This is a genomic window from Chitinophaga sp. (assembly GCF_035564935.1).
Taxonomy (GTDB): Bacteria; Bacteroidota; Bacteroidia; order Chitinophagales; family Chitinophagaceae; genus Chitinophaga.
Map to the genome: position 1 here is coordinate 1 of NZ_DATMTE010000607.1, position 2,370 is coordinate 2,370.

Here is a 2,370-nt window from a genome sequence, read left to right on the forward strand (position 1 = left end):
GCTTTAACGGATAAAGACAGTGTTACTACCATTGCAATCAGTCCCAGGATTCTTTTCATTATCATGTTTATTTTATCAGACATATTTTTCTATCACCCCGAGGCCAAATAAGGCAAAGTCATATTTGGCAGGATCATCAGGATCCAGTTTCTTCAACTGGTGTGTAAGAGCGGTGGCTGTTTTCCAGTCGGCCTTCGCCTCCCCTATTATTCCCAGCCTGGTGGCTACCCTGCTTACGTGTACATCCACCGGGCATACCAGTTGTGAAGGTGATATGTGCTGCCAGAGCCCAAAATCCACGCCATTTTCATCATTTCTCACCATCCAGCGTAAATACATATTCAATCGCTTGCAGGCGGAGTTCTTAGCCGGTGTAGCAATATGCTTCTCGGTTCTTTCCGGGTGTTCCAGTGCAAAAAATACTTTCCTGAACCCCATCAGGGCTTTTTCCACGTTTTCATCCTGCGGGGTGATGTGCGCACTGAAGGCAAATTCCAGCGATGTTACATTCATGTAATAATGCTGGAGAAATTCTATAAAATACAGCAGATCCAGGCCGTTGAAGGTGCGGTGGCAGAAGGAAAGTAATTTCATACGGTCTTTCGGCTGGTGATGACGGATAAAATCATAAGGTGAATCATCCATCATTTTCATCAGCTCTGTGCATTTATTGATGATACTGGTACGGTTTCCCCATGCCAGTATCGCTGCAAAAAGGCCGGCGATTTCGATATCCTGCAATACACTAAACCGGTGTGGTATGCTAACCGGATCGTTAGCGATAAAGTCCGGGTGATTATAATATGCCGCCTTGGCATCTAAGAACTCCCTTAATTTCTGGATCTTCATAAGTTAAATCACGTGTATTACCATAAGCCTTTTCATACAGGAATGCTCCATTCAGATATAAAAGGGCGCTGGATATGGTTAGGATAAATATTTACGCTCCAGGTAAAGATAATTTTTACCGGATAAGAATTAAAATCTATTCCTTAACCGATCGCTTTTGCAAGGTCTGCGGTCAGGTCGTCTGCATCTTCAATACCCACGCTCAGCCGGATGAGGGAGTCGGCCAGGCCATTTTTTACCCGTTCTTCACGGGGAATGGAGGCGTGCGTCATGCTGGCAGGGTGTCCTATCAGCGATTCTACCCCACCCAGCGATTCAGCCAGGGAAAACAGGTGGGTATTGCTCAGGATCCGGTTGGCCACTTCCAAACTATCATCTTTCAGGGTAAAAGACATCATTCCACCGAAGCCTCTCATCTGTTGTTTGGCGATATCATGATTGGGGTGGTCGGTAAAGCCTGGCCAGTATACTTTATCCACTTTGGGGTGCTTGCGGAGGAAGTTGGCTACCACCTCGCCGTTTTCACAATGGCGTTGCATGCGCACATGCAATGTTTTAATACCACGCAGCACCAGGAAGCAGTCTTGCGGACCAGGCACAGCGCCGCAACTGTTCTGGATAAAATACAGTTGTTTGGCGAGATCTTCATTTTTTACGATTACAACACCGTGCACCACATCGCTGTGTCCTCCCAGGTATTTGGTAGCCGAATGCAGTACGATATCGGCGCCCAGGTCCAGCGGGTTTTGCAGGTAAGGCGATGCAAAGGTATTATCTACGCAAAGGATGACTTCACTTTTGCGGGCAATGGTGGCACAGGCTGCAATATCTATGATTTTTAAAAGCGGGTTGGTAGGGGTTTCCAGCCATATCATCCTGGTTTGAGGAGTAATATGTGACTCTATGTTCCGGGCATCAGACATGTCGATGAATTTAAACCGGATACCGTAGCGTTCAAATACTTTGGTAAAGATCCTGTAGGTACCGCCATAGAGATCATTTGTGGCAACTACCTCATCGCCAGGGTTCAGTAGCTTCATAACGGCATCTGTGGCTGCTAAACCGCTGCCAAAAGAAATGCCGTGCGTACCGTTTTCAATGGCTGCCAGTGCGTTTTGAAGGGCGTCGCGGGTAGGATTCTGCGTCCGGGCATATTCGTAGCCCTTATGCACCCCGGGGGCACTCTGCACATAGGTAGATGTTTGAAAGATCGGCGTCATAATGGCGCCGGTTGACGGATCGGGAGCTACACCTGCGTGTATGAGTTTAGTACCCAGCTTCATGTCTTAAATAGTTTAGAATGATCAATTTCTGGTGGTTTCCAAATATACTCCAGTTTTTGCGATTGACAGTTTTACAATTGATGAAGGACAACTTGTCCATTTTAGCTGATACAAGGATGTGATCGGATAAATTTCAGCGCTTACGAACATTTTTATATCGTTCACCAATTAGCCACTAACGGATATGGGTAATCGGGCTACATTTGTTTTAGGTTTTTCATAGGATATGGTTAAAATT

2 protein-coding genes are annotated in these 2,370 nt (G+C 46.2%); both read right to left on the reverse strand.

Annotated elements, in window-relative coordinates:
- Positions 1 to 75 precede the first annotated feature (75 nt).
- On the reverse strand, positions 76 to 849 hold the full coding sequence (locus VN105_RS15390; RefSeq protein ID WP_325642415.1) for a TIGR02757 family protein: 774 nt from the start codon (positions 847 to 849) through the stop codon (positions 76 to 78).
- 143 nt (positions 850 to 992) lie between these two features.
- Positions 993 to 2,132, reverse strand: a complete 1,140-nt coding sequence (locus VN105_RS15395) for a cystathionine gamma-synthase (protein ID WP_325642416.1) — start codon at positions 2,130 to 2,132, stop codon at positions 993 to 995.
- Between the last annotated feature and the right edge of the window lie 238 nt (positions 2,133 to 2,370).

What these genes read in the sequence shown, in the direction of transcription:
- VN105_RS15395 (WP_325642416.1), bottom strand. Translation starts at nt 2,132, where the DNA reads ATGAAGCTGGGTACTAAACTCATACACGCAGGTGTAGCTCCCGATCCG.
- VN105_RS15390 (WP_325642415.1), bottom strand. Translation starts at nt 849, where the DNA reads ATGAAGATCCAGAAATTAAGGGAGTTCTTAGATGCCAAGGCGGCATAT.